19 protein-coding genes and 1 riboswitch are annotated in these 19824 nt (G+C 72.2%); of the genes, 8 read left to right on the forward strand and 11 right to left on the reverse strand.

What is annotated here, in order from left to right:
- Window positions 1-62 precede the first annotated feature (62 nt).
- The 5 genes from garA to gcvP all read left to right on the forward strand — a co-directional run bounded on the left by garA (window position 63) and on the right by gcvP (window position 6717).
- Window positions 63-524 (forward strand): glycogen accumulation regulator GarA, encoded by a 462-nt coding sequence (garA, locus tag ACIQMJ_RS30445; protein ID WP_033427969.1) that lies wholly within the window; start codon window positions 63-65, stop codon window positions 522-524.
- Between the two features lie 14 nt (window positions 525-538).
- Complete coding sequence (ftsR, locus tag ACIQMJ_RS30450; RefSeq protein WP_499764439.1) at window positions 539-1231, forward strand: transcriptional regulator FtsR; 693 nt, start codon at window positions 539-541, stop codon at window positions 1229-1231.
- A gap of 125 nt (window positions 1232-1356) precedes the next feature.
- Complete coding sequence (locus tag ACIQMJ_RS30455; RefSeq protein WP_053720858.1) at window positions 1357-1830, forward strand: bifunctional nuclease family protein; 474 nt, start codon at window positions 1357-1359, stop codon at window positions 1828-1830.
- Window positions 1831-2924: 1094 nt separating this feature from the next.
- Complete coding sequence (locus ACIQMJ_RS30460; RefSeq protein WP_499764440.1) at window positions 2925-3491, forward strand: MerR family transcriptional regulator; 567 nt, start codon at window positions 2925-2927, stop codon at window positions 3489-3491.
- A gap of 91 nt (window positions 3492-3582) precedes the next feature.
- Window positions 3583-3673, forward strand: a riboswitch (glycine riboswitch).
- A 155-nt stretch (window positions 3674-3828) separates the two neighbouring features.
- Window positions 3829-6717, forward strand: a complete 2889-nt coding sequence (gene gcvP / locus ACIQMJ_RS30465; protein ID WP_499764441.1) for an aminomethyl-transferring glycine dehydrogenase — start codon at window positions 3829-3831, stop codon at window positions 6715-6717.
- A 68-nt stretch (window positions 6718-6785) separates the two neighbouring features.
- On the opposite strand, the gene ACIQMJ_RS30470 is transcribed toward gcvP, so the two are convergent.
- The gene (locus ACIQMJ_RS30470; protein WP_499764442.1) at window positions 6786-7187 is read right to left on the reverse strand and encodes a DUF3224 domain-containing protein; all 402 of its coding nucleotides are present in this window, start codon (window positions 7185-7187) and stop codon (window positions 6786-6788) included.
- Window positions 7188-7240: 53 nt separating this feature from the next.
- Here ACIQMJ_RS30470 and ACIQMJ_RS30475 point away from each other — a divergent pair, with 53 nt between their 5' ends.
- Window positions 7241-8200, forward strand: a complete 960-nt coding sequence (locus tag ACIQMJ_RS30475; protein WP_499764443.1) for a helix-turn-helix transcriptional regulator — start codon at window positions 7241-7243, stop codon at window positions 8198-8200.
- 42 nt (window positions 8201-8242) lie between these two features.
- Here the strand turns inward: ACIQMJ_RS30475 and ACIQMJ_RS30480 are convergent, their stop codons facing one another.
- From ACIQMJ_RS30480 to ACIQMJ_RS30495, 4 genes are all read right to left on the reverse strand, one after another.
- Complete coding sequence (locus ACIQMJ_RS30480; RefSeq protein WP_499764444.1) at window positions 8243-8773, reverse strand: hypothetical protein; 531 nt, start codon at window positions 8771-8773, stop codon at window positions 8243-8245.
- A gap of 369 nt (window positions 8774-9142) precedes the next feature.
- Window positions 9143-10924, reverse strand: coding sequence for a substrate-binding domain-containing protein (locus ACIQMJ_RS30485; protein ID WP_499764445.1), 1782 nt, complete (start codon window positions 10922-10924; stop codon window positions 9143-9145).
- Between the two features lie 98 nt (window positions 10925-11022).
- Entirely contained in the window at window positions 11023-11916 is an 894-nt protein-coding gene (locus ACIQMJ_RS30490; protein ID WP_499764446.1) for a 3-methyladenine DNA glycosylase, read from the reverse strand.
- Window positions 11917-11920: 4 nt separating this feature from the next.
- Window positions 11921-12835: an ArsR/SmtB family transcription factor gene (locus ACIQMJ_RS30495; protein ID WP_499764447.1), complete on the reverse strand. Its 915-nt coding sequence runs from the start codon at window positions 12833-12835 to the stop codon at window positions 11921-11923.
- A 59-nt stretch (window positions 12836-12894) separates the two neighbouring features.
- Here ACIQMJ_RS30495 and ACIQMJ_RS30500 point away from each other — a divergent pair, with 59 nt between their 5' ends.
- Entirely contained in the window at window positions 12895-14100 is a 1206-nt protein-coding gene (locus tag ACIQMJ_RS30500; RefSeq protein ID WP_499764448.1) for an MFS transporter, read from the forward strand.
- 220 nt (window positions 14101-14320) lie between these two features.
- Here the strand turns inward: ACIQMJ_RS30500 and ACIQMJ_RS30505 are convergent, their stop codons facing one another.
- From ACIQMJ_RS30505 to ACIQMJ_RS30515, 3 genes are read right to left on the reverse strand one after another with little or no spacing between them, the layout of a single operon-like run.
- On the reverse strand, window positions 14321-14593 hold the full coding sequence (locus ACIQMJ_RS30505) for a hypothetical protein (RefSeq protein WP_499764449.1): 273 nt from the start codon (window positions 14591-14593) through the stop codon (window positions 14321-14323).
- Window positions 14594-14630: 37 nt separating this feature from the next.
- Complete coding sequence (locus ACIQMJ_RS30510; RefSeq protein ID WP_499764450.1) at window positions 14631-15557, reverse strand: CU044_5270 family protein; 927 nt, start codon at window positions 15555-15557, stop codon at window positions 14631-14633.
- A complete protein-coding gene (locus ACIQMJ_RS30515; RefSeq protein WP_499764451.1) occupies window positions 15550-16119 on the reverse strand; it encodes an RNA polymerase sigma factor in 570 nt (189 codons plus the stop codon). The genes ACIQMJ_RS30510 and ACIQMJ_RS30515 overlap by 8 nt, the downstream gene beginning before the upstream one ends.
- Window positions 16120-16276: 157 nt before the next feature.
- Here ACIQMJ_RS30515 and ACIQMJ_RS30520 point away from each other — a divergent pair, with 157 nt between their 5' ends.
- Window positions 16277-16927, forward strand: coding sequence for an LmbU family transcriptional regulator (locus ACIQMJ_RS30520; protein ID WP_499764452.1), 651 nt, complete (start codon window positions 16277-16279; stop codon window positions 16925-16927).
- On the opposite strand, the gene ACIQMJ_RS30525 is transcribed toward ACIQMJ_RS30520, so the two are convergent.
- From ACIQMJ_RS30525 to ACIQMJ_RS30535, 3 genes are read right to left on the reverse strand one after another with little or no spacing between them, the layout of a single operon-like run.
- Entirely contained in the window at window positions 16896-17339 is a 444-nt protein-coding gene (locus ACIQMJ_RS30525; protein ID WP_499764453.1) for a nuclear transport factor 2 family protein, read from the reverse strand. The genes ACIQMJ_RS30520 and ACIQMJ_RS30525 overlap by 32 nt on opposite strands.
- A gap of 53 nt (window positions 17340-17392) precedes the next feature.
- The gene (locus tag ACIQMJ_RS30530) at window positions 17393-18427 is read right to left on the reverse strand and encodes a hemolysin family protein (RefSeq protein ID WP_499764454.1); all 1035 of its coding nucleotides are present in this window, start codon (window positions 18425-18427) and stop codon (window positions 17393-17395) included.
- Window positions 18424-19749 carry a hemolysin family protein gene (locus tag ACIQMJ_RS30535; protein WP_499764455.1) on the reverse strand — a complete coding sequence of 442 codons (1326 nt, stop codon included), beginning with the start codon at window positions 19747-19749 and terminating at the stop codon, window positions 18424-18426. The genes ACIQMJ_RS30530 and ACIQMJ_RS30535 overlap by 4 nt, the downstream gene beginning before the upstream one ends.
- Window positions 19750-19824: the final 75 nt, after the last annotated feature.

Below are 19824 nucleotides of genomic sequence, written 5' to 3' on the forward strand. Positions count from 1 at the left end.
AGGGTTCGGGCACGATAGGTTCTAGCGGTCTCGACGGTTCCAGCAGCAGGAGGAGAGCTCAGGTGAGCACGAACGACGGGCCAGGCGTTCCGCCAGAGCAGTCCCCGGAGCGGACCTCCGTGTTCCGGGCCGACTTCCTCGCCGAGGTCGAGGGCGCCGAGGCGCCCGCCCAGGAGCCTGCCGTCGCGGGTGTCGACGCGCTGCCCGCCGGGTCGGCGCTGCTCGTGGTCAAGCGCGGCCCCAACGCGGGGTCGAGGTTCCTGCTGGACCGCGACACGACGAGCGCGGGGCGGCACCCCGACAGCGACATCTTCCTCGACGACGTGACGGTCTCCCGTCGCCACGCCGAGTTCCGCCGTGAGGGCGGCGAGTTCGTGGTGATCGACGTGGGCAGCCTCAACGGCACCTACGTCAACCGCGAGCCCGTCGACCAGGCGGTGCTGGCGAACGGCGACGAGGTGCAGATCGGCAAGTTCCGCCTGGTGTTCCTGACCGGTCCGGGCGCCGGGGGCCAGGGGGCCTGAGCGATGGGGCTCCGGTGACGGCGGCCGGGCGGCCACGCGGGGGGTTGAGCATCGGGGCGGTGCTGGCGCAGCTGCGACCCGACTTCCCCGACGTCACCATCTCCAAGATCCGATTCCTGGAGTCGGAGGGGTTGGTCCGCCCGGCGCGCACGGCGTCGGGGTACCGGCAGTTCACGTCCGCGGACGTGGACCGCCTGCGGTACGTGCTGTCCGCGCAACGGGACCGGTACCTGCCGCTGAAGGTCATCAAGGAGCAGTTGGACGCGGCCGACCAGGGCGCGTCGAAGGCGGTGCGCGCGGTCGACCTCTCCCCGGCCGCCGGGCACCGCGTCACCCGCGAGGACCTGCTGGCCCGCGCGGGCATCGAGCCGGGCGTGCTGGCCGACCTGGAGCAGCACGGTTTGATCAGGGCCGGTGCGGGCGGGTTCTACGACCACGAGGCCGTGCAGATCGCCTCCACCGTGCGGGCCATGGCCGAGCACGGGCTGGAGGCGCGCCACCTGCGGCCGTTCCGCGTGGCGGCCGACCGCGAGGTCGGGCTGGTGGAGCAGGCCGCGGGCGCGGCGCCCCGGCAGCGCGACCGCGACGAGGTCGTGCGGGAGCTGGCCGCGCTCTCCGTAACGCTGCACACACTGTTGGTGAAGGTGGGGCTGCGCGAGGGTCAGGGCAACCCGTTTCACCGAGGTGAGGGTGTGTCCGCATCGTGATCCGAAGCGGCCGGGCGGTTGCGCACAGAGCCCGCTTGGCGGGTAGCGTCGAAACTGTACGTGGGGGATCCTCGTTAGGTAGCGGGGACGCCAGAATTTCAGCGCGCTGAGGGAGGCGAGACCCGATGAGCGAGATGCGCGTCGTCGGCGTGCGGGTGGAGTTGCCCGCCAACCAGCCGATCCTGCTGCTGCGCGAAACCGAGGGCGAACGGTACCTGCCGATCTGGATCGGATCGGTCGAGGCCACGGCGATCGCGTTGGAGCAGCAAGGTGTCCGTCCTGCCCGGCCGTTGACGCACGACCTGCTCAAGGACGTCATCGGAGCCCTCGGTCGGCAGCTGGAGCAGGTGCGGATCACCGACCTGCAGGAGGGCACGTACTTCGCGGAGCTCGTCTTCGACGGCGACATCCGCGTCTCGGCGCGGCCGAGCGACTCGGTGGCGCTGGCCCTGCGGATCGGCGTGCCGATCCACGCGGAGGAGTCCGTGCTGGCCGAGGCCGGTTTGATCATCCCGGACGAGCAGGAGGACGAGGTCGAGAAGTTCCGCGAGTTCCTCGACTCGGTCTCGCCGGAGGACTTCCGCGGGGCGGACACGTAGGCCGATCTGCGCCCGAGGTGGCCGGCCCTTGCGGTCATCGGTAGTTGCGGTGAGCTGCGCTGGGAAGACCCAAGACCGAGAGATCACAAGCGTCCTCGCCGGACGGGCAGATCAGCAGGATGACCCCGACCACCTCCGGGATCTCCTGTTTCGTCGTGGGTCGGGTTCCGTGTCATCCCACCGACCTCCCTCCGGGCTACCACACGCGTCAAGGGGGCGACATCAGTAAGCGCCGCGGGCATTGCTGGACTTCGCCCCCCTTGACACGTGCGGTAGGGCAAGGCCAGGTCGGCGGGACGACACGAACCCCTCCCATGGGAAGGGCAAACCCAACGCGGCCGACCGCGCCCGACCCGTCCGCACCCCGGTTGCGACTCGCGACCCCCGACCCACCTCGCTGGACGTCTTTGCTGCACAAGTAGGGCTTCGTGTCATCCCGCCGACCTGGCGCAGCCCTACCGCACGTGTCAAGGGGGGCGTGGTCCACTGCGGGCTACGGCGTCTACTGATGTCGCCCCCCTGACGCGTGTGGTAGCCCTTCGGGAGGTCGGTGGGACGACACGAAACCCGGACCCACGACGAAACAGGGGCCATCAGCGGGGGTTGGGGTCATCCTGCTGATCTGCCCGTCCGGCGAGGACGCTTTTGGGCTCTTGGACCCCAAATCGCCCCGCGGGGGTACACCAACCCACCCCAAGTACCGACGAGTCGGGTGCTTGACAACGACACCCCTACCCGAACCCGCCCACGAAGGGCGCACCCCCGGCCCCACACCGTGAACGGCCCTTCGCGAGCGTGCGCGGTGCGTTGTGGATCAACCCCGCGTGCCACCATCAGGCGTCACACCCCTGAATTACACAACGTCAACGTTGATCGGCTAAACGATCACTAAACGTCACCCGAATGGCTTACGACGGGCGACTCTCTCAACCTCTACCTCACGTTGAGGTCAGACACGTCCCGCGCGTCGCGTTGACCTGCCCCCTAGCCGGTCTTACCGTCGAACTCAGGTGAATTGCCACGGTGTGATTCGGGCACCGCGGCGGCTTCACGTTGGTCGCCGGTCGTCGTGACCGGACCGAGGGGAGGCAGGCGTGGTCGAGGAAGCGCCCATCCGGGCCGGATCCGGCGAACAGGGTGAGCTGTTCCCGGACTCCTCGCTGCCGGACGAACTGGTCGGGTACCGCGGCCCCGCCGCGTGCCAGATCGCGGGCATCACCTACCGCCAGCTGGACTACTGGGCGCGCACGGGGTTGGTCAACCCCACGATAAGGAGTGCGCACGGCTCGGGCAGCCAACGGCTCTACTCGTTCAAGGACATCCTGGTCCTCAAGGTCGTGAAGAGACTGCTGGACACCGGCGTCTCGTTGCAGAACATCCGGGTCGCCGTGGACCACCTGCGCCGCCGCGGCGTGCAGGACCTGGCCCGCATCACGCTGTTCAGCGACGGCACCACCGTCTACGAGTGCACGTCGCCGGAAGAGGTGGTCGACCTGCTCCAGGGCGGCCAGGGGGTGTTCGGCATCGCGGTCTCCGGAGCGATGCGGGAGATCAGCGGCACGATCCACGACTTCCCCGCCGAACGGGCGGACGGGGCCGAGATCGTGGAGCCGTCCGACGACGAGCTGTCCCGTCGCCGTCGGACGAGGGCCATCGGCTGACCGGGTGGGTCGACCGGCGCGCACTGAGATCCACGTCGCGCCGGCGGTACCGTTCACCCCTCCGACGGGTACGATTCCGCGCGTAGTCGCTTTATCCCGTGCGGGAGAGTCCGAGCCCGTCTCGGCGCCGAAGGAGCAAATCCTCCCCGGAACCTCTCAGGCGCAAGGACCGTGCGGGTGAGACGCCTCTGGAAAGCGGGTCGGGCACGACCGACCGACCCCGCCGACGGTGCAAGCCCGACAGCCGGGTGAAGCTCTCAGGCGCCCGAGACCGGGCAGAAGACAGAGGGGGAGGGCAACGGCAGAAGTCTGTCCGGAGCCCTGGAGGCCAGCACCGATGACGCAGGACCGCATCCCCCTCGCCGCACTCGAGCACGGCACCCCGTTCGCCGACCGGCACGTGGGCCCGCGGCCCGCCGAGCTGGCCCGCATCCTCGACGTGATCGGTGTCGGCTCGCTGGAGGAACTGGCGCAGCACGCCGTCCCCGAGTCGATCCGCGAGCGCGACCTGGTGCTGGACCTGCCCGCGCCCGCCACCGAGACCGAGGCGCTGGCCGAGCTGCGCGCCCTCGCCGCGCGCAACCGCCCGATGACGCAGATGATCGGGCTCGGCTACTACGGCACGACCACCCCGCCGGTGATCCGCCGCAACGTGCTGGAGAGCCCCGCCTGGTACACGGCGTACACGCCGTACCAGCCGGAGATCTCCCAGGGCCGCCTCGAAGCGCTGCTGAACTTCCAGACGATGGTCGCCGACCTGACCGGTCTGCCGCTGGCCAACGCCTCGATGCTGGACGAGTCCACGGCCGCCGCCGAGGCGATGACGCTGGTCCGCCGCGCGGGCCGGGCCAAGTCGAACAAGTTCGTGGTGGACGCCGACACGCTGCCGCAGACGCTGGCCGTCATCGAGACGCGCGCCGAGCCGCTGGGCATCGAGATCGTCACCGCCGACCTGTCGCAGGGCATCGAGGGGCTCGGCCTGGGCGGCGACTTCTTCGGCGTGCTGCTGTCCTACCCCGGCGCGTCCGGCGTGGTGCGCGACCACGCGTCGGTGATCGAGGAGATCCACAAGGCGGGCGCGCAGGCGGTGGTCGCCGCGGACCTGCTGGCGCTGACGCTGCTGCGCCCGCCCGGCGAGATCGGCGCGGACGTCGTCATCGGCACCACGCAGCGCTTCGGCGTGCCGATCGGGTTCGGCGGGCCGCACGCCGGCTACATGGCCGTGCGCCAGGGCCTGGAGCGGCAGTTGCCCGGCCGGCTGGTCGGCGTGTCCGTGGACGCGGACGGCTCGCTCGCCTACCGCCTCGCGTTGCAGACCCGCGAGCAGCACATCCGCCGGGAGAAGGCCACCAGCAACATCTGCACCGCGCAGGTCCTGCTCGCGGTGATGGCCTCGATGTACGCGGTGTACCACGGTCCGGAGGGCCTGAAGGCGATCGCGACCCGGGCGCACCGGATGGCGACCGTGCTGGCCGCCGGCCTGCTGGAGGGCGGCGTCGAGATCGTGCACGGCGAGTTCTTCGACACCGTGCGGGCCCGCGTCGAGGGCCGTGCCGCCGCCGTCGTGTCGGCCGCGCGCGACCTGGGCGTGAACCTGTGGCAGGTGGACGCGGACGTGGTGTCCATCGCGTGCGACGAGACGACCACGCGCGAGCACCTGGAACTGGTGTGGAAGGCGTTCGGGGTGACCGTCTCCGACGTGGACGGCCTGGACGCCGACACCGCCGACGGCATCCCCGCCGACCTGCGCCGCACCAGCGACTACCTGACCCACCCGGTGTTCCACGCGCACCGCTCCGAGACCGCGCTGCTGCGCTACCTGCGGTCGTTGTCGGACAAGGACGTGGCGCTGGACCGCAGCATGATCCCGCTGGGCTCGTGCACGATGAAGCTCAACGCCACGGCCGAGATGGAGCCCGTGACGTGGCCGGAGTTCGCCGACCTGCACCCGTTCGCGCCCGCGTCGGACGCCGAGGGGCTGCTGACCATCGTCGGTGACCTGGAGCGGTGGCTGGCCGAGGTCACCGGGTACGACGCGGTGTCGTTGCAGCCGAACGCGGGCAGCCAGGGCGAGTTCGCGGGCCTGCTCGCGATCCGCGCCTACCACCGGGCCAACGGCGACGACCACCGCGACGTGTGCCTGATCCCGTCCAGCGCGCACGGCACCAACGCCGCGTCCGCCGTGATGGCCGGCATGCGGGTCGTGGTCGTCAAGTGCGACGACCACGGCAACGTGGATGTCGAGCACCTGCGCTCCACGATCGACGCGCACCGCGACTCGCTCGCCGCGATCATGATCACCTACCCGTCGACGCACGGCGTGTACGAGGACACCGTGCGCGAGGTGTGCGGGCTGGTGCACGACGCCGGCGGCCAGGTCTACGTGGACGGCGCGAACCTCAACGCGCTGATCGGGCTGGCGCAGTACGGCAAGTTCGGGTCGGACGTGTCGCACCTGAACCTGCACAAGACGTTCTGCATCCCGCACGGCGGCGGTGGTCCGGGCGTCGGCCCGATCGGCGTGCGGTCGCACCTGGCGCCGTTCCTGCCGAACCACCCGTTGCAGCCGACGGCCGGTCCGGAGACCGGTGTCGGCCCGATCAGCGCCGCGCCGTGGGGTTCGGCGTCGATCCTGCCGATCTCGTGGGCGTACGTGCGGATGATGGGCGCGGACGGCCTGCGCCGGGCGACGTTGACCGCGGTGGCGGCGGCGAACTACGTGGCGCGCCGGCTGGACGAGCACTTCCCCGTGCTCTACACCGGCGAGGGCGGTTTCGTGGCCCACGAGTGCATCCTCGACCTGCGGCCGATCACCAAGGCGACCGGCGTGACGGTGGACGACGTGGCGAAGCGGCTGGCCGACTACGGCCTGCACGCGCCGACCATGTCGTTCCCGGTGGCGGGCACGCTGATGGTGGAGCCGACCGAGAGCGAGGACCTCGGCGAGATCGACCGGTTCATCGACGCGATGATCGCCATCAAGCACGAGATCGACCGCGTCGGCTCGGGCGAGTGGCCGGCCGACGACAACCCGCTGCGCAACGCCCCCCACACGGCCGCCTCCATCGCGACGGAGTGGGACCACCCGTACAGCCGCGAGGTGGCGGTGTTCCCGGCGGGCACCTCGGCCCCGAAGATCTGGCCCCCGGTGCGCCGCATCGACGGCGCCAAGGGCGACCGCAACCTGGTCTGCTCCTGCCCGCCGGTCTCGGCCTACGGCGGCTGACCGCAGGGTCTCGCGTTCCGCACGGCGGGCCACCCGGCTTGATCGGGTGGCCCGCCGTCGTCTTCCGGTCAGGCGAGCTCGTAGTCCAGCTCGAACCGGCCCGGTTCGCCCTGCGGCCAGGTGAGGCGGCCCGTGCCGGTCAGGCCGGCGAGGTCGCCGGTGGCGGAGGTGACGGTGAAGGTGCCGGTGGCGACGCCGTCGTGGTAGCCGCCGGTGTGGTGGAGGACGAAGCTGCCCTGGCGGCCGTTCAGGGTGCCCGTGACGACCTCGTAGCCGGTGGAGGCGCAGGAGTCGTCGTCGGTGTAGGACATGACGAAGCGCAGGTCGCCCGTGGCTTCCAGGTCACCGGTGTAGGCGGTGGTCATGCCGCCGACCGTCTGCTTCGGGCCGGTGACTTCGTCGTAGCGCTTGCCGTCCCACGTGTGCTCGTCCCAGCTCTTCATCTCGGCGTTGGCCTGTGCGGTGCTCATGGGAGTCAGCTTGCCGGGCATACCTGACAGGTCGTGTCAGGAAGGATGGGGACATGCGCGCCAGTCGGTTGTTGTCCCTGCTCCTGCTGCTCCAGTCGCGCGGCCGGATGACGGCGCAGGAGCTGGCGGACGAGCTGGAGGTGTCGGTCCGCACGGTGTACCGGGACGTCGAGGCGCTCGGGGCGTCCGGCGTGCCCGTGTACGCCGACCGCGGGCCGGCGGGTGGGTACCGGCTGGTCGACGGGTACCGCACCCGGCTCACCGGGCTGACGACCGAGGAGGCCGACTCGTTGTTCCTGGCGGGCATGCCGGGGCCGGCGGCCGAGCTCGGGTTGGGCGCGGTGGTGGCGGCGGCGCAGCTCAAGGTGCTCGCGGCGCTGCCGCCGGAGCTGCGGTCGCGGGCGGCGCGGATCCGGGAGAGGTTCCACCTGGACGCGCCCGGCTGGTTCCGCGGCAACGAGGGCACGCCGCACGTGGCCGCGATCGCGGAGGCGGTGTGGCAGCAGCGGCGGCTGCGCATCCGGTACGTGCGGTGGGCGCAGGTCGAGGTGGAGCGGACGGTGGAGCCGCTGGGGCTCGTGCTCAAGGCGGGCAACTGGTACCTCGTCGCCCGGACCGACGACCTGCGCACCTACCGCGTGTCACGGGTGCTGGAGCTGTCCGCGCTGGACGAGTCGTTCGACCGGCCCGAGGGGTTCGACCTGGCCGAGTACTGGGCGGGCTGGTCGGAGCGGTTCGAGCAGCGCATGTACCCGATGCGCGTGACGGTCCGGCTGACGCCGAACGGGTTGCGCAGCGCGCAGGTGCTGCTGGGGCTCGTCGCGGCGCGTGAGTTGAGGGACGTCGAGCCGGAGGGGGAGTGGACGACGGTCCGGGTGCCGGTGGAGTCGCTGGAGCACGCGCTGGTCGACCTGCTGCGCCTCGGACCCGAGGTGGACGTGGTGGAGCCGCCGGAGCTGCGTGAGCGGGTCATCGCCCGGATCGCGGCGATGGCGGCGGTGTACGCGCGGTGACCGGGAGGGAGGCGCGCCCCGGGGACGCGCCTCCCCGGGTCGTCAGTCGATCGTGGTGGCGTTGCTGTAGTTGCAGATGGACGGCGCCATCACCTCGGCCGGGCTGCCCCAGCCGGCGCACTGGTACGAGGAGTGGCCGTACCAGTCGTGGCCGAACTCGTGGGCGGCCAGGAGGGCGTCGTCGTTCACGCCGCCCATGTAGAGCGCGATCCGCTGGCCCGCGCCCCAGTTGCAGCCCACCACGCGGCTGCCGCCGCCGCAGTCGGTGATGTAGCCGTTGCGGCACTCGACGGGGGTGCCGCTGGAGCTCTCGGTCAGCCCGGCCCACGCCCGCGCGCCGGCGCGGATCGCCGACGCGTACGGCGAGCAGGAGCTGAGGATGCGGTAGGTCCGGGCGTTCGGCACCGGCCACGCGGCCACGGAGGGCGGGGTGGTCAGCACGTCGGCGGGCGCGGAGGCCAGGTCGAGAACGGTGGTCGCGTGGGCCTCGCCGAGGGAGCCCTGGGAGTTCGGTGCGACGAGGACGGCGAGCACGAGCGCCAGCAGGGCAGGCGCCAGGAATAACTTCCTCACGGTGATCGTCCTTTCGTGTGCAGGGGGTTCGACGTTGTGCAGGGACGTCGAAGCACTCGAAGTTACGAGACCATTCGATGCCTATCAACCGGCTTCGGCGCGCGGTTGACCAGCGAAGACGATCACGAGGTGGCCGTCGGCCAGGAAAAATCCGGTGCCGGGAAGATCGGCGGTGAATCGGGCGGTGTTTATTTAACGAGTCGAATGCCGCGCATTTCTCCTTCGATCGGCGCAATTCGACCGCGGTGGTGCCACGGGCTGTGACCGGGTGCCGGCCGGGCGCAGGGACGGCCGGCCGGGCGGAGGGCGGTTGGCCGGTTCGGAGGGACAGCCGGCCGGTGCGGAGGAGGGCGGTTGGTCGAGGGGAGGTCAGTCGGCGGACAGGAGTTGGCCCAGGGCGGCGTCCACCCCGCGGCCGTCCTCGACCACGGACAGGGTGCCGCCGGTGGAGCGGGCCAGTTCGGACAGCGGCGCGCGTTCCGGGTCCGGGCCGAGCGCGATGACGCTGATCGCGATGTCCTTGCCCGGCTGCTTGATCGAGGCCAGCCGCGACGTCAGCTCCTGGAACGTCAGCCCGCCGTCGTTCACGCCGTCGGTGAGCACCACGATCCGGTTGCGCTTGCCGTCCTGGTGGTTGGCGAGCATCCGCTCGTACAGCGCGAGCACGCTGGTGTAGAGCTGGGTCGCGCTGCGCGGCTCCAGCTCCGCCACGCCGTCCAGCAGCGCCTGCCGCTGCGCGGCGACCGGGCCGGTCGGCACGACCTGCCGGTACGGCTTGTCCCCGTCGAGCTGGCGGGAGAACTCCCACAGTCCCAGCGACCCCGACACCGACCGGTTGACCTGCCCGGACAGCGCCCGCTTGACCCAGTCCATCCGGCTGCGGCCGTCGCCGCCGGGTTCCTCCATCGACTTCGACGTGTCCACCAGCACCGTGACGACCTGGGCGTCGCCGGCGGTCGCCCACGCGGCCGAGATCTGCTGGGTGGTGTTGGCGTCGGCGGGCGTGAGCGTGTCGGTGACGGCGGCCCACCGGATGCCCGGCGACGGCTTGGGCCGCTCGGTCGTGGCCTCCACGCGCAGGCCGGCGGCGGCCAGGATCTTCTGCTGGTCCGGTTCGCGCAGGAACTCGCGGAACGCCTGCGCCGCGCGCACCTGCGCCTCGCCGACCCAGTCGCCCGCGAGCGGCACGAACGGGAAGTCGGCGATCGGCGTCGGACCGCCCGCCGCGACCCCGTACAGCGGCTGCGACGGCGGCGTGCCGCTGTCCTTGCCGGTGTTGTGCCGGTACAGGTCCACCTCGAACACGGGCACCGCGCTGAACCCGGCCGCGTTGACCGCGGTGTCGTCGGCGAGCAGCTTCATCGCCTCCCACGTGGTCGCGGGCGTCCGCTCGGGCTTGGACGACGACAGCCGCCCCATCGTGCTCTTCACCGGGTCCAGCGCCAGCATCTCGACGGTGACCGGCCCCTTGCCCTCGGGGCTCGCGCCGGCCAGCGCCGACTGCACGGCCATCGCGGTGGCCGCGTTCGTCGCCGGGTCGGGCATGGCGACGGTGAACCGGCCCCACTCGGGGTGGGCGAACCGGCCCCAGCCGTCCGCCGCGCCCGCCAGGTCCGGCAGGTCGGTCCAGCGGAACCCGGAACCGGACTGCACCGCCTGCGCCTGGTCCTGGTGCAGGGCCAGCAGCACGGGGCTGGCCGCGATCGACTCGGGGACGCCGCCGAGCAGGGCGGCGTTCTGCGCGCCGAGCCGGTTGGCCCACAGCATCGAGTCGGTGACCCACGCGTGCGGGCGCTCGCCGATGGTCGCGGTGTCCCAGCCCTGGGTGAGGCCGCCGAGGACCACCTCGGAGTCGATGGACTGCACCTCGATCCGGATGCAGTGGTCGTAGACGACGGGACGCGTCCCGCTCCACGCCTCGGCGACCTGCTTGACCGCCTCGGCGATGCTGGGCGTGGAGGCGATCCGCAGCAGCGCGTCGCCCTCGTCGCAGTCGCCCGCCTGCGCCGCGGCGCGCCGTTCGACGAGGCCGCCGACCCAGCTCCAGCCGAGCCACCCGAGCACGAGGAGGACCACCAAGCCGACGATGGCCACGGGCCACGTCGCGATGCCGCGCCGCACCTTCGTCCGCAGCGCGCGGTGTCGAGACATCGTCTTCCCTCTCAGCGTCCGACCGGATACGGCTGGCGAATCCCGACCGGCGTCACGCTAACAGGTGACGTCTGCGGATCGGGTGAAGTTACTCCAGGTCATCGAGCGGCGACGGGCGCGGTGGCCGCGCGCGTGAGGACCCGGGTCAGCTCGATCAGCCGGGCTCTCAGCGGCCCGGCGGCCTCGGCGAACGCGCTCTGCTGCCGCACGTACTCGGCGCGGCCCTCGGCGGTCTCGATCCGCACCGGCTCGTAGCCGAGGTCCGCCAGGTCGTACGGGCTGGCCCGCATGTCCAGCTCGCGGACCCGCGCCGCCAGCTCGAAGCAGTCCGCGACCAGCTCGGACGGCGTCGCCGGGTCGAGCTTGTAGGCCCACTTGAACAGGTCCATGTTCGCGTGCAGGCACCCGGGCTGTTCGAGGTCGACCTGGGTCTCCCGGGTCGGCTGGAGCGCGTTGCGCGGCCGTGCGTCCGGGGTGAAGAAGCGGAACGCGTCGAAGTGGCCGCACTGCACGCGGTGCGACTCCACCACCCGGTCGGTGCCGTCGCTGCCCAGCCGCAGCGGCCACGCGTTGTGCCGCACCTGCTCCGGCCGCTGCCGGTAGACCATCGCCCACTCGTGCAGGCCGAAGCAGCCCAGCCGGGGCGCGCGGCCCGCGGTGGCGGTGAGCAGCCGGCCGGCGAACGCGATCGTGTTGGCCCGCTCGCGCGCGAACGCCTCGACGTCGAGCGTCACGCCGGCGTCGGTGCGCCGGTAGACGGGCCACTTCAGGTAGGCCGACGCCGCGTCGCCTTCGAGGACCACACCGGGGCCGGGGTGCCAGCGCTCCAGGCGTGACGGGCGGTGCGAGTAGTAGGAGAACAGGAAGTCCAGCACCGGGTGCTTGCGGCCGGCGGCCTTGCGCTCGTGGTGCGGTCCGGTCCACCGGCGCACCCGCTCCGCGTGCGCGTCACGCCGCGCGGTCCACTCGGCTTCGGACAGGACGACCCCCACCGCATCAGGGTACTTCGCCCTGGACCAGGGCCAGCCCGAGCCCGGTGCGCAGCGACACCACCTCACGCCCCTCGCGGCGGCTGACCGCGAGACCCGCCGCCCGCAGCACGCCCGGGTGCTGCGACACCGCGCCGACCGTGACGCCCAGCCTGGTCGCGAGCTCGGTGACGGTGCTGGGGCGTTCCAGCTCGCACAGCAGGCGGGCGCGGGTGGGGCCGACCAGGCGGCCAGGGCGTCGTGGGTGGGCGCGTCCGACCGCTCCCAGAGCGAGCCGAAGCCGTGCGCCGGGTAGCACAGCGCCAAGCGGACGGGACTGTCGCGGAGGTAGGCGTGCGTGCCCTGGTGTTCGGGATCCAGTGAACGCGGAGGGCACCAGCACCAGGTCCCGCTCGCCGATGTCGACGGTCCGCTCCGCCACGGTCAGGTGCGGCACGCGGTACGACACCTCGGGGTGCAGCTCGGCCGGCACGGTCGGCCCGCCCGCCTCGACCAGCCGCCGCCCGCGCCGCTCCACGTCGCCCCGGAGCACGCCCTCCAGCCGTGACCAGACCGGCGCGATGATCGCGTCGTGCACGGCGTGCAGCCGTTCCTGCATGGCGGTGATGGCCGTCGCCGGGTCGGACCGGAGCCGGGGGTCGTCCACAGCGGCGGCGATCCGCTCGGGGGTGGCCTCGGCGATCGCGTCGATCTCGACCTCGACGCGATCGGACCGCACGCCCGGGGTCGGGATGAGGAACTCCGGCACGACCGGTCTCGTGACGAGGTGGTGCGGGGGCGAGGCGTCCGCGCCGAGGGGAAGCAGGCGGTTCTCGGCACACGCGATCCAGCGCTGGTGCACCGGGGAGAGGCCGGGCGCGGCCGGCACGCGCAGGCCGGCGATCGTCTCCCACAGCGGTGAGACGGCGAAGCGGAGGGCCATGAGTTCACTCCACGCTAAAACGTGGGCCTTCGCCAGTCCCGGTTGGCAGGGTGTCGACCATGTCCAGGGGGTGGGTGCGGCTGCAAGCCGTCGCGGTGTCCGGTTCGGTGGCCGAAGGTCTGATGTTGGCGGTGTTGCCGTGGATCGCGGCGACGATCACCGCGGACCCGCGGCAGCTGTCGCTGGTCAACGTGGTGGGTCAGTCGCCGTGGCTGTTGTTCTCGCTGTTCGCGGGTGTGCTGATCGACCGGGTGCGGCGCAGTGCCGTGCTCGCGTCGGCGTACCTGGTGCAGGGGTGCGCGGCGCTGGTGCTCGCGGTGGCGGGGCTGGCGGACGCGTTGAGCCTGCCGTTGCTGGTGGTGCTGGCGTTCGTGGTGACGTCGGCGCAGGTGCTCGGTGACGGTGCGACGGGCGCGCTGGTGCCCGAGGTGGTGGAGCCGGACCGGCTGGCGACGGCGAACGCGCGGCTGATCGTGATCGACCGGGGCGTGGTGCAGTTCGTGGTGCCGCCGGCGGCCGGTTTCCTGGTGGCGTTCGGGCTCGGCACGCCCGCGTGGGTGGCCGTGGCGGCGGCGGTGGTGGCGTTGTTCATGGTGCGGGGGCTGCGTTCGGCTCCGGCGACGCCGTCGACCGAGCACCCGTTGCGCGACATCGCGGAGGGGGTGCGGTTCCTGGTCGGCACGCGGCTGCTGCTGTCGATCACGGTGGCGGTGGCGCTCGGGTCGTTCGCGGCGGCCGCGACGATGGCGATGTTCGTGCTGTACGTGAAGGAGCTGCTGCGGTTGGGGTCGGTCGGGTACGGCGTGATGCTGGCGGTGATGGCGGCCGGGTGGGTGGCGTCGTCGTTCGTGGTCTCGCGGGTGGTCGACCGGCTGGGTTACGCGTGGTCGATGCGGCTGGCCCAGGTGGGGATGGTGGTGACCATCGCGCTGCTCGGCGTGCTGCCGGCTCGGGCGTGGGTGATCGCGGCGGTGGTGTTCGTGCAGTCGGCGATCGTGATGGTGTGGAACGTGTGCTCGCAGTCGAGCCGCCAGCGCTTCACACCGCCCGCGTTGTTGGGGCGGGTGTTGACCAGCCACCGGGCGTTGGCCTGGGGGTTGACGCCGTTGGGTGCGCTGGCGGGCGGGTTCGTGGCGGCGGGGTTCGGGTTGCGGGCGGTGTGGGTGATGGCGGCGGTGATCCAGGTCGGGGCGTTGGTGACGGCTTGGCTCGGGTTGTCGCCGCGGGCGTTCAAGGAGGCGGAGGTGGTGGCGGCGGGGAGGTGAGGGGGAAGGGGGGAGGAGGAAGAGGAGGGGTAAATAAAAACAGAAACCAAAGAGTCCTCGCCGGACGGGCAGATCAATCAGAAGCAGTGGGTCGTCATCAGTGGACTACGCCCCCTTGACACCCCTTGACACGTGCGGCAGGGCACAGCCAGGTCGGCGGGACGACACGAAGCCCTTCCTTTGGGAAGGGCGTGTCAGTGGACGATTCGCGGCTGTGTTGTCAGAGCGGGGGGATGAGGCCCGGGAATTTCCGCGCGCCCGTGCAGTGGGGGCACTCGCGGCCGTTGTCGACGGTTCGGGGGGTGCCGCCGATCACGGCGGAGGTCGGGTTGGCGATGAACCCCGCACCACCGCACAGGTGGCAGATGGTGCGGGGTTCCGAGGTCACGCCGAACAGGTCGTCCTCGTCCTCGACGTCGTCATCGTCGAAACCGTCTTCGTCCTCTTCGGGGTCGAAGTCGTCCTCTTCGTCGTCCTCGTCGCGCGGGTCCACGTGACCAACCGTAGTCGGGCGCGGTCGCGGCCGGTGGTCAGGGGCGGCGGCCCGGTTCGTCCACGACGGCCTGTGCCTCGATCGAGTGGAAGTTGGTGCCGAGCAGCGCGTAGGTCTCGGCGTCGAAGACGATCAGGACGGGCTTGGAGTCGGGGGACGAGCCCGGCGGGACGGGCCAGGTGATGCCCAGACCCGGCCGGCCCGCCGCGTCACGGGCGTCCGGCACCACGGACAGTCCCGGCACGCGGGCGGCGGCTTCGTAGAGGGCGGCCCTGGTCAGCGGGGACAGCATGGACTCGTTGATCAGCCTCAGGACGTCCTTGCCGCGCGAGTTGACGCTGCCCGGTTCACCGCTCGCGTTCGCGTCCAGGTAGGCGAGCATGCCGTCCACGTCGGTCGGCAGGTCGGACCGGTAGGCGGGTCGTGGTTCGCACGGTTCGCTGCCGAGGACCTGGGTGCCCTTGATGACGTCCCGCAGGCCGTTCTCGCAGCCCGGCATGGGGATCTGCAGGCCGTGGTCGTGCAGGACGCCGTCGCGGGTGCCGTCGACCGACAGCCAGATCTCCCGGGGTGCGCCGCCGTTGGAGTCGACGCCGCTGCGGGTGTAGACGAACTGGTCCGGGCGGGGTGTCGTGGCCGGTTCGGCGCGGGCGGCCCTGGCGGCGAAGGACAGCAGGCGGACGGGGTCGGTGACCGGTTCGACGGCCGAGGTGGAGGTGGGGGTGGGGGTGGTCGCGGCCTGGCCGCCCGGTGCCGGTGCGGTGGCCGGCAGGAGGGTGATGGTGGCGGCCACGGCGGCGGCCAGGCCGATGGTCGAGGCGCCGACCAGGGTGTAGCGGGTGCGGCGCCTGCGCAGGCGCACCGGCACGCCGGCCAGGAACGCGGCCCGCGCGGGGGCCAGTGCGGCGTGGTCGGGCAAGGGGGTCTCGTCGCCCAGTTCGCGCAAGAGCTGGAGGTCATCCATTGTTCAGCAACTCCTCGACTTCGGTGGGGTTCTGGCCGCCCAACGCCTCCTTGACCTTGCGCCGGGCCCGGTGCAGGCGGGACCGGACCGTGCCGACCGGGATCGCCAGCGCGGCGGCGACCTCTTCGTAGGCGAGCTGTTCCCACGCCACGAGCAGCAGCACGTCCCGGTCGTCGGCGGACAGCCCGCCCAGCGCGCCGACCAGCAGCGACCGGGCGGCGTGCGCGGTCACCTCGGCGGCGACGCGGTCGGCGTGGTCCAGGTCGGAGGTGTCCGCCGGGACCGTGCGGTAGCGGCGGGCCTCCTGCCTGCGGTGTCGGCCGACGAGGTTGGTGGCGATGCCGTACAGCCACGGGCGGGCGTCCGGTCGGGACCGGTCGTAGCGCCGTCGCTTGTCGAACGCGGCGAGGAACGTCTCGGCGACGAGGTCGTCCGCGACCTGGGCCCCGAGCCTGCGCGCGAGGTAGCGCCGGATGTGCGGCGCGTGCCGGTCGAAGATCGCCGCGAACGCGTCCGGCTCGTGCCGCGACCGTTCGATGATCTCGGCGTCGGTGGGTGTCATGGTGGCCTTTCCGGCTGGTTCCCGGTGAAGGGCGGTCACCTGTTGTCCGCCGTTCGGCCCGATCGGGTTCACGGTGTGAGCGGAAGTTGACCGGTGTGTGAGGACCCCTGGAGTAGCAAGGACGCTCACAGCGGATCAGGGGGAGCAAGTGGACAAGGTGAACGCAGTTCCGCGCCGTCGTCCCGGCGGTGCGGTCGAAGGCCGGATCCTCACCACGCCGGTGGGGCTGGCGTTCCCGCGGGACGTCACGTTCGAGTCCTGGGAGCAGGCGGGGCAGCGCATCTCCCGCATCGCCAGCTCGTCGGCGTGGTACCTGGGTGACTGGCTGGTCTACGGCCAGGACAAGTACACCGGCAGGTACCGGCGGGCGGTCGAAGCCGTGGGGCTCGACTACCAGACGCTGCGCAACTACGCGTGGATCGCGCGCAAGTTCGAGCCGTCGCGGCGCCGCCCCGGGCTGCCGTTCCAGCACCACGCCGAGGTCGCGGCGCTGCCGCAGGCCGAGCAGGACCAGTGGCTCGACCGCGCCGAGCGGGAGGGCTGGTCGCGCACGGCGCTGCGCCGGGCGCTGCGGGAGAGCCGCGACCCCGGGTCGAGGTCGACGCGGGCGGTGATGCCGCGGGTCAGCGCGGCCGGCGAGGTGGTGGACCGGTGGCGGCGCGCGGCGATGGCCGCCAACGCCGACTTCGAGGCGTGGATCGTGGCGGCCCTCGACCGCGCCGCCGACCGGGACCTGGAGCTGGTCAGCGTGCCGCCCCTGGAGGAGCGGGAGTACGTCAGCCTGCCCGCTGTGCGGCCAGCGTCATGATGTGCTGGTTGCCGGTGGCCCACGTCGTGGTCATGGTGACCGCGTCGATGCGCCACCCGGCGTCGGTGCGCACGACGCCGAAGCGGTAGTGGCCGCCCAGGGTCCAGGTCGGTTCGCCGTGCGGGTTCGCCAGCACGTGCACGGCCTGGAACTGGGCGGTCACCACGGCCCGGTCGCCGTCGACGTCGACCAGGTGGTTCGAGACGAGGTGCTGGGTCGCGTCGAGGCCGCCGAGCCCGGCGCGCCACCCGGCGACGATGTCGGCGGCCTTGAGCCGGGCGGGCTCGCCGCCGGTCAGGCTCGTGTAGTCCAGGTCCACCTCGTCGGCGAACACGGTGAGCAGGGCGTCCCAGTCGCGGCGGTCGGCGAACCACGCCATCCGGGTGGTCACGTCGACGATCTCGTTGATCACGGCTCGACCTTAAGCGGACGCGGGTCCCGGATGGACGGGACCCGCGTCACCCGTCACAGCTCGCGCCGCACGTGGGTGCCGTCGCGGACGGTGCCGACGTACTCCTCGACCAGGTCCTCCAACGCCACCAGGCCCCGCACGACGCCGTCGGCCGACACGGCCTGCGCCAGGTGGCTCTGCGAGCGCCGCAGCGACGCGACCGCGTCGTCCAGGCTCGCGTCCACCGGCACCCGCGGCAGGCCGCGCACCCGGCTCGGCGGCACCCGCGTGGCCGGGTCGGCGTCGGCCAGGTCCAGCACGTCCTTCACGTGCAGGTAGCCCATCAGCCGGTCGCCGTCGCGCACCGGGAACCGGGAGAAGCCGGTGGCCGACACGGCGGCCTCCACCTGCTCCATCGTGGGCCGCACGGGCACCGACGTGATCCGGTCCAGCGGCACCAGCACGTCGGCCACGGTCCGCTCCGCCGAGGACAGCGTCTGGGTCAGCCGCCGGTGCTCGGAGTCCTCCAGCAGGCCCTCCTGCCGCGACTGCCCGATCAGCAGGGCCAGCTCGTCGCGGGTGTAGGCCGACTCCAGCTCGTCGCGCGGCGTCACGCCCACCAGCTTGAGCACCGCCGTCGACACCACGGTGAACCCGCGCAGCAGCGGCGCGACCAGCCGGCAGAACCACAGGTGCGCCGGAACCAGCAGCAGCGCGGTCCGCTCGGGGCCCGCGATGGCCAGGTTCTTCGGCACCATCTCGCCCAGCACGGTGTGCAGCGCCACGACGATGATCAGCGCCAGCGCGAACGCCACCCCGTGCCGCACCGCGTCGGGCACGCCGACGCCGTGGAACGGTGCCTCCAGCAGGGCCGCCACGGCGGGTTCGCCGAGCGCGCCCAGCCCCAGCGAGCACAGAGTGATGCCGAGCTGCGCACCCGCGATGAGCAGCGGCAGCTCGCGGCCCGCCTTGATCACCGTGCGAGCCCGGCTGCTGCCCTGCTCGGCCAACGCCTCCAGCCGGTCGCGCCGGGCGGTGATGATCGCGAACTCGGCGCCGACGAAGAACGCGTTGCCCGCCAGCAGCAGCACGACCACCAGCGCGATCACGACGACACCCCCGACTCCTCGATCCGGGCCACCCGCAGCTCGGCCACCCGGTGCCGGTCCATCTCCACCACGGTGATCCGCCAGTCGTCCACCCGGATCTCGTCACCGGCGTCGGGGATGCGGCCCAGCCGGGCCAGCACCAGGCCCGCCACGGTCTCGTAGTCGCCCTCGGGCATCCGGAAGCCGGTCGCCTCGGCGATCTCGTCGTCCCGCAGCAGCCCCGACACCAGCCACGCCTCGCCGCCGAGCCTGCGCACCGGCGAGGTCTCCCGCCGGTCGTGCTCGTCGCGCACGTCGCCGACGATCTCCTCGACCACGTCCTCCAGCGTGACCAGGCCGGCCGTGCCGCCGTACTCGTCCACGACCAGCGCGGTCTGGAGGCCGGACGCGCGCAGCCGGTCCAGCAGCGCGTCGCCCTCCAGCGTCGCGGGCACCGTCTGCACCGGGCGGGTCAGCGCCGACAGCGGCGTGGTCGCCCGCTGCGACCGGGGCACCCCGAACGCCTGCTTGACGTGCACGATCCCGCGCACCTCGTCCAGGTCGCCGGTGTAGACGGGGAAGCGGGAGAACCCCGTCTCGCGCGCCTTCGCCACCAGGTCGAGCACGGTCGCGTCGGAGCGCAGCGACTCGACCCGCACGCGCGGCGTCATCAGCTCCTCGGCCGTGCGGTCGCCGAACCGCAGCGAGCGGTCCAGCAGGGTCGCCGTGCCGGGGTCGAGGGTGCCCTGCTCGGCGCTGGAGCGGATCAGCGCGCCCAGCTCCTGCGGCGAGCGGGCCGACGCCAGCTCCTCCGCGGGCTCCACGCCGAGCCTGCGCACCAGCCAGTTCGCGGTGCCGTTCAGGCAGGTGATCAGCCACTTGAACACGGCGGAGAACCCGGCCTGCACGCCCGCGACCGCGCGTGCGGTCTCCAGCGGCTTGGCGATGGCCAGGTTCTTCGGCACCAGCTCGCCGAACACCATCGACAACGACGTGGCCAGCGCCAGCGCCAGGGTCAACGCGATCGGCCCGGCCACCGCCGGCGGCACGCCGACGCCGGTCAGGGCGGGCGAGATCAGCTGGGCGATGGCCGGTTCGGCGATGTAGCCGGTGATCAGGGTGGTGATGGTGATCGCCAGCTGGGCGCCGGAGAGCTGGAACGACAGCGACCGGTGCGCCTTGTCGACGGTCCGCGCCTTGGCGTCACCCACCTGGGCGACGTGCGCCTCGATGGTGCTGCGCTCCAGGGCGGTCAGGGAGAACTCGGCGGCGACCGCGATGAACGTGCCGACGGTGAGGACCACCACGGCGGCGAGGCCGAGCAGGCTGAGCAGGATGGTCATGCGGCCCACCCGGGGAGGGCCGGACGGGGCTGGCAGCCGGGTATCGGACCCGGCTCGGTACTGCTACCCGGGGAC

This window comes from Actinosynnema sp. NPDC091369 (assembly GCF_044757065.1).
Classification (GTDB): domain Bacteria; phylum Actinomycetota; class Actinomycetes; order Mycobacteriales; family Pseudonocardiaceae; genus Actinosynnema.

Bases quoted from the DNA above. Each gene is read 5' to 3' on its own strand.
- ACIQMJ_RS30455 (WP_053720858.1), top strand. From the start codon at position 1,357: ATGAGCGAGATGCGCGTCGTCGGCGTGCGGGTGGAGTTGCCCGCCAAC.
- gcvP (WP_499764441.1), top strand. From the start codon at position 3,829: ATGACGCAGGACCGCATCCCCCTCGCCGCACTCGAGCACGGCACCCCG.
- ACIQMJ_RS30470 (WP_499764442.1), bottom strand. From the start codon at position 7,187: ATGAGCACCGCACAGGCCAACGCCGAGATGAAGAGCTGGGACGAGCAC.
- ACIQMJ_RS30475 (WP_499764443.1), top strand. From the start codon at position 7,241: ATGCGCGCCAGTCGGTTGTTGTCCCTGCTCCTGCTGCTCCAGTCGCGC.
- ACIQMJ_RS30485 (WP_499764445.1), bottom strand. From the start codon at position 10,924: ATGTCTCGACACCGCGCGCTGCGGACGAAGGTGCGGCGCGGCATCGCG.
- ACIQMJ_RS30495 (WP_499764447.1), bottom strand. From the start codon at position 12,835: ATGGCCCTCCGCTTCGCCGTCTCACCGCTGTGGGAGACGATCGCCGGC.
- ACIQMJ_RS30500 (WP_499764448.1), top strand. From the start codon at position 12,895: ATGTCCAGGGGGTGGGTGCGGCTGCAAGCCGTCGCGGTGTCCGGTTCG.
- ACIQMJ_RS30510 (WP_499764450.1), bottom strand. From the start codon at position 15,557: ATGGATGACCTCCAGCTCTTGCGCGAACTGGGCGACGAGACCCCCTTG.
- ACIQMJ_RS30515 (WP_499764451.1), bottom strand. From the start codon at position 16,119: ATGACACCCACCGACGCCGAGATCATCGAACGGTCGCGGCACGAGCCG.
- ACIQMJ_RS30535 (WP_499764455.1), bottom strand. From the start codon at position 19,749: ATGACCATCCTGCTCAGCCTGCTCGGCCTCGCCGCCGTGGTGGTCCTC.